Raw genomic sequence first — 6,099 nt, forward strand, 5'->3', positions numbered from 1 at the left:
TCATAGCCCGCTCCGCGGGCTATGCAGCGCTGACGCGCTGCATAGAGCACGAATTGCGCAAGCGCAATTCGAATTTCCGCGTAAACGCGGAAATGGAATTCCGTAAACGGAATTCTGACGGGAAGTCAATTCGCGCAAGCGCGAATTGAGGGCACCCGCGCAAGCGCGGTCGCCGGGGCTAGCGACAAGGGGCCTGTATCACGCGCGGGCCTGTGCAGGACCTGTGAATCCCAGGCGCCACCTCTGCAATGAAAGTGACGGACCGTCGGCCTGACATGGTGCTGGCCCCGCCGCAGTGACGGGCTCCGCTGCGCTCCGCCCGACCCCTCCGCCGTCGAACCTGTCCCGACATGTTCATAGATGTCGGGACAGCATACAAGACAACTGGCCGTTCGTGGGCGGGATCGAGTCATGCATCACCCTAGGGAGGGAAGTTGGAGCGCGAGTGATGCATCACAAGATATGGCTGTGTAGAATTTGGATCCAGACACCACACCCCAGCGCCGCGCGCCATGCGCCGGGATTCTCTTTCTAACTACGCGCCACATTCGCGAAAAGGAGAACACGTGGCATGGCCGTGAAACTGCGTGACCACCAGATCGAAGCTGTTGCCGCCATTGTGCGCGGCTTCGATATCCCGCCGGGTGGTATTCCCTTCAATGGCCTTCGCGGGCAGGTGCACGCCGCGTGTGGCACGGGAAAGACGATTATTGCCGCTGCGTCGGCAAAGCGGCTTGTGCCTAAGGGGCGCGTTCTCGTACTGGTGCCGACGCTGGACCTCTTGGCGCAGACAGTGAAGGCATGGCACGACGCTGGGCACAAGGGGCCGGCGGTTGCGGTGTGCTCGCTCCAGGACGACCCGGAGCTGTGGAGCATGAAGGTGCGCTCCACCACGAATCCCGTGCAGCTAGCGCTGTGGCACGGGCGGGGGCCGGTCACCATCTATGCGACGTACGCCAGTCTGGGTGTCCTGGCGGAGGCTTTCGAGGGTGTCTACGGTCAGAAGCTTGATCGAGTAGACCTCGCGGTGGTTGATGAGGCCCACAGGACAAGTGGCTCGATGGGTAAGGCGTGGGCGGACATCCACGACCAGACCGTCATCCCGGCGTACCGGCGGCTGTACCTGACGGCGACGCCGCGGATCTGGGAGGAGCGGCTGAACCGCGAGGTTGCCGAGGGGGTGCGTGACCCGCTGCCGCGGGAGATGGCGGCGAGCATGGATGACGAGAAGGTCTTCGGGCCCGTCCTGTACAAACTCTCGCTCGCATCAGCCGTCTCCCGGGGCCTGTTGGCGCGGTACCAGATCATCGTGCTGGAGCTGAAGGACCCCGTCGTCACCCCCGAGCGGCTGATGGGCGAGGAGCGGCACACGGAAGAGGTGCGGGGGCAGCGGCTCGGGGCGCTCCAGGCCGCGCTCCTGCACACCATGAACCAGCACAACCTGCAGACGTGCATCACGTTCCACCACCGGACCATCGAGGCACAGGCGTACGCGGAGGGCCTGGAGCGCGTCGCGGCGAAGCTGCATGCGGATCAGCCGGAGATGTACCCGGCTCGTATCTGGGCGGACTGGCTGTGCGGCGAGCACGTCCCCGAACACCGGCGGGAAGTCCTCGGTTCGTTCGGGTCTACGGCGCAGCGGGCCGTGCTCTCGAACTGTCGTGTTCTGGGCGAGGGTGTCGATATTCGAAGCGTGGATTCAGTTGCCCTCCTGGACCCGAAGGGCGCACCGCACGACATCGTCCAGGCCATCGGCCGGGCGCTTCGGCAGAAGCCGGGGCAGGGCAAGCTCGCCTCCTTGATCGTGCCCGTCTTCCTCCAGCCGGGAGAGCAGCCTGAGGACATGTTCACCTCCGGGTCCTACCGGCCCCTGGTGAAAGTCCTGGAGGGTCTGCGGGCCCACGATGAAGAGGCCGTGGAACTGCTCGCCATCCCCCAGGAGCCGCAGAAGGATGTGGCGCAGCCGTCCGTGCATATTGGTGTCGCGCCAGGAGACGGCGAAGAAGAATCCCGCCTGCTGCTTCGTTTCGCCGCCCCCAGGGATCCCGTGATGGTCGCGGACTGGGTGTCTTTCAACGTCATCGACACCGAACGCCAGGACTGGGCCCGCGGCTGGGCGGCGCTCAAGAAGTTCACCGAACGGGAGCGGCACGCCCGAGTGCCTTATGGGCACAAAGAGGGCGTGACACCGCTTGGACAATGGGTCGCAGAACAACGACGCGCGTACGGGGCCGGGCAGATGAACGGCCAGCGCGCGAGGCGACTTGAGCAACTCGGCATGGTCTGGTCGCCGGCCGATGAGCGGTTCCAGGAGAACCTCGAAGCCGCGAAGGCCTACTACGACCAGCACTGGACACTGTGCGCACCCCGGCCCGCGACCATGCTGGACAGACCATTGGGGATGTGGCTCGCGAATTTGCGACGGCCCTGCGCGCTCGACGACCACCCCGAATGGAAGACCGCGCTGGAGGCCGTGGACAAGGACTGGAACCCGTCGTGGCCGGCCGTGTGGCAACGCCACTATGCCGCGCTGCGCGAGCTGATGGCTGACGAAGAGGGCCGGACGGAAGTTCTCCCGGGCGTCACCGTCCACGCCATGGACATCGGGAAATGGCTCGCCCGGCAACGGAAGCCGGAGGTCTGGCAGGCCCTGATGGGCGGGCAGCGCGAACGCCTGGAACAGCTCGGCATCACACCTCCGGCCCCGGAGCCGGAAGCGCCCGTGAAGCCGTCCACGACGCCCGTGGGAGCCTTCGAACGGGGTATTGCGGCCCTCGCGCAGTACAAGGCCCGCACCGGCTCCGTGTCCGTCCCACGGGGTCACGCAGAACGGCTGGAAGACGGCACAGAAGTCCGGCTTGGGGTGTGGATCATGAACCAGAAGGGCCGTCGCACCAAGCTCACCACCGACAAACTCACCGCGCTCGCCAACCTCGGACTCAACTGGGCCAGGGTGTAGGGCATTCGAGGGGGAAACCAGCATGAGGATCATGCTCGACAACAACATCTGGTCCTATTTGGGGGATGAGCGGGCCGGGAATCGGTTCAAGACGGTCGCTCATGCTCTCGGCCATCGTGTAGTAACCGCGCCGAGCGTCCTGCTGGAGGTGCTGCAGCACCCCCGCTCGGACATCCGGGCGGCCATCATCGAGGCCATCACGACCGCGACGGACGAACGGCTGCGCAGCGAGGCCGACCAGGAAGGCGCCGAGGTCATCTCCGAGGTGCGCCGTCTGCACCCGGAGTGGATACGGGCAATGCCCGACACCGGGCGCGAGGCGACATGGCGTACGTACTGGACCAAGAGGTTTTGGCGGGAGGCGATGGAGCACCACGACCGATTGCGCAAGACGGAACCGGCACGGCAGACCGCGCGCAACGTGCGGCTCATTGTGGACGTCCAGAAGGAGCAGCGGGAGCGTGTCCGCGACACTGGCTTCAACCTCCGCGACCTCTCTCGGATCACCATGTCCCCGAGTGAGGAGACCACCGTGGAACAGCGCGCTGGGTGGGCAACTGGCGAGGAAATCGCGGCATGGCGGCCGTACAACCAGGAGGTGTACTGGAGTGCCTTCGCGACGGACCGCCGCGCGATCCTCACGCACGAGGACACTACCTACGCTGACTGGGTCGGCGCCCGGGTAGACCTCCGTGCCATGTGCGCCTCTCGGGAGGCGTTCAACCGGTTCTGGCTGTACGAGGTGGAATCCGCTTATATGCCGCGCAACTGGCTCCGATGGGCGGCAGACACCGTCCAGGAGGATATGAAGGTCACCGACGGCAACCCCATTGACGCCCAACACGCCTCCTACCTGCCGGACTGCGACGTGTTCCTCACCGCCGACAAGAACTTCGTGCGGGTGTTGGACCGCATCGCGGAGCAGGCCCCGGCTCCCGTGGGACGGGCCTATAGAGTGGCTCCAGCAGCCCACGACGGCATCGTGGAGGCGATTGAGGCCACGCTGCGCACCCTCTGAGTCGCTCGGCCCTCGGCGGCCTGCACGGGGCAGCACTTCACTCTGCGGTTGTGGCGCTGGGCTTACTGGTTGAGGTTCTCGTCGCGGATCATGCGGCGCAGGCTGGTGCGGGCGGCGGCGAGGTCCTCTTCGAGTGAGGCGGCGTGATGGCGGAGAGCGGTGTTGTCGTCGGTGGCGTGCTGAAGTTGGTCGGCGAGCTGGTGGTTGTGGCGGGTGAGTTCGTCGATGCGGTGGGCCAGGTCGGGGGCGTGGAGGGCGTCGAGCTGCTGTCCTATCTGGTGGCGCAGGGCGTCGCGTAGGCGGTCGCGTTCCTGGCGGAGCTCTTTGATCTCTTGGCGTGCGAAGTGGAGTTCCGCGCGCAGTCCCGCGGGGGTGGGGGGTCTTCCTTGGGTGGGCGGGGGCGGTGATGTGCTGGCTTGGCGGTGGCGGGCGGCCTCGATGTGTTCCCGGATTCCGTCGGTGTAGGTGAGCCAGGTGGAGTGGACACGTGAGCGGTGCGGGCGACGGCGGCGTGGGTGATCTTTGTGCCGTCGCGTTCGAGAGTGGTGAGGGCTGTTCGGGCGCGCTGGCGTTTGTCGAGGCTGTCGCGGCGGCGGGCTTGGGCGAGTACGGCGGGGTTGCCTTGTCGGTTCGTGAAGGGCTCTGGGGTGGGTCGGTCGTGGTGAGGGGCAGGAGGGTGTGGTGGCTGGCTGCTCGTGCCCTGCGCAGGAGGATGCTGGCGTGCTCGATCTCCTGGCGTTCGTGTGCGGGCATGGCGGCGAGGCGGGTTTTCATCCTGGTGACGGCCTGTTCGAAGGCCGTGATCTGGTCGGACAGGGCGGTGATGACGAACGTGGCGGCGTCCATGGCTTGGGCGGTTTCGCGGTCCGCGCGCAATTCGTTGATGTGCTGCTCGATGGCAGGGAGGTAGGAGGGGTCGGGACGGTAGAAGCCGCATCCGGCACATTGGAAGCGGACAGGGCCTTGACCCAGCGGCGCTGCACTTCACCGACGCCTCCGCGATCGTCGACGCCTTCCGCGTCGCCCTGCGGCGCGACGGGACCGGGGCCAAGCTGACCGCCGACAAGTTTCAGGCGCTGGCCGAACTCGGGCTCAACTGGGCGGCATCCTGACGCTGTCGGACAGGACCCCGGGCGCTGTGAGGGCCGGGGTCTTCCGCTGCTCCGGCCAGAGGCACCGCGCCCCAGGGCTGCTCCCCCTGGCGGGCTACGTGTCGCCGGGAGAGGTTCTGTGAGGCGGTCCAGCCGCGTGTAGAGGGCCCGCACGAGGCGGGTGCGGTTCTGAGGCGCAGCGGGCCGTTTTGGGCGTGCGTCCTGGAGTCTCAGGAGGGAGCACCCTGTCGTTGACGACACGAATAGTGCTCGGGTTTGGCTTCTGCATTTCGGAGACTGGCCGGCTGACCGCAGATGTGGCAAGGAGGGATTGGTTGGCCGGAGGCGTCGATCGCGGGCAGGATGGATTGGGGTGTGACGTCGCGGGTCTTGAGGACGACGATGCGGCTCTCGTAGCGCTTCTTGGGCTCGTTGCGAACTTCACTGGCTGGCCGGTCTTCGGTGCACAGGGCTCGCCTAACGGCGAGCTGCCGCAGGTGGTAACTGGTCGCACCACTTGACTCGCCCAGCTTTCCGGCGAGTTGAGACGCGGTGGCCGGGCCACCGAAACGCAGGGCGTCCAGCAGCTGCATGCGCAGCGGGTGCGCGAGCCCGCGCAGAGATCGGGCATCGAGACTGCGGACGTGCGAGTCCTGGGGCTCGTTCATGCCTACAAAGATAGCGATGCAAAGGAATGCTTGCAATGGAATCTTTGCATCGAGTCTCTGGGGGCGACCGCGCTCCGCAGAAGGCGCGCCACCGCCGCCGGATTCTCAGCAGATGGGGCAGTTATATATATGCGATATCTGTTCGAATCCTCCTCCTGATTGGCCATGAGGGCGGCGGAGTTCGGGATCGACGGGCAGCGCGGACGCCTGGGAGCAGCCCGGCGTCACGCCTCCGGCCCCGGAGCTCCCGAAGCGTCCACGACGCCCCTCGGGGCCTTCGAGCGGCGCATGGCGGCCCCAGGCGCAGCACAAAGCCCGCACCAGCCCCCTGGCCGTCCCCGGCACTTCGCGGCGGGCGGCGTC

4 protein-coding genes and 1 pseudogene are annotated in these 6,099 nt (G+C 66.5%); 4 read left to right on the forward strand and 1 reads right to left on the reverse strand.

What is annotated here, in order from left to right; translation table 11 throughout:
• Positions 1 to 571 precede the first annotated feature (571 nt).
• From ACWCPF_RS45145 to ACWCPF_RS45160, 4 genes are all read left to right on the forward strand, one after another.
• Complete coding sequence (locus ACWCPF_RS45145) at positions 572 to 2,959, forward strand: Helicase associated domain protein (RefSeq protein WP_451050981.1); 2,388 nt, start codon at positions 572 to 574, stop codon at positions 2,957 to 2,959.
• Between the two features lie 31 nt (positions 2,960 to 2,990).
• Complete coding sequence (locus ACWCPF_RS45150; protein ID WP_451050982.1) at positions 2,991 to 3,977, forward strand: hypothetical protein; 987 nt, start codon at positions 2,991 to 2,993, stop codon at positions 3,975 to 3,977.
• A gap of 176 nt (positions 3,978 to 4,153) precedes the next feature.
• Entirely contained in the window at positions 4,154 to 4,276 is a 123-nt protein-coding gene (locus tag ACWCPF_RS45155; protein WP_451050983.1) for a hypothetical protein, read from the forward strand.
• Between the two features lie 188 nt (positions 4,277 to 4,464).
• Positions 4,465 to 4,887, forward strand: a complete 423-nt coding sequence (locus ACWCPF_RS45160) for a hypothetical protein (RefSeq protein WP_451050984.1) — start codon at positions 4,465 to 4,467, stop codon at positions 4,885 to 4,887.
• Positions 4,888 to 5,550: 663 nt separating this feature from the next.
• Here the strand turns inward: ACWCPF_RS45160 and ACWCPF_RS45165 are convergent.
• Positions 5,551 to 5,736, reverse strand: a pseudogene (locus ACWCPF_RS45165) (helix-turn-helix domain-containing protein); the annotation flags it as partial.
• Positions 5,737 to 6,099: the final 363 nt, after the last annotated feature.

The organism is Streptomyces sp. NPDC001858, from assembly GCF_053594615.1.

Bases quoted from the DNA above. Each gene is read 5' to 3' on its own strand.
- ACWCPF_RS45145 (WP_451050981.1), top strand. From the start codon at position 572: ATGGCCGTGAAACTGCGTGACCACCAGATCGAAGCTGTTGCCGCCATT.
- ACWCPF_RS45150 (WP_451050982.1), top strand. From the start codon at position 2,991: ATGCTCGACAACAACATCTGGTCCTATTTGGGGGATGAGCGGGCCGGG.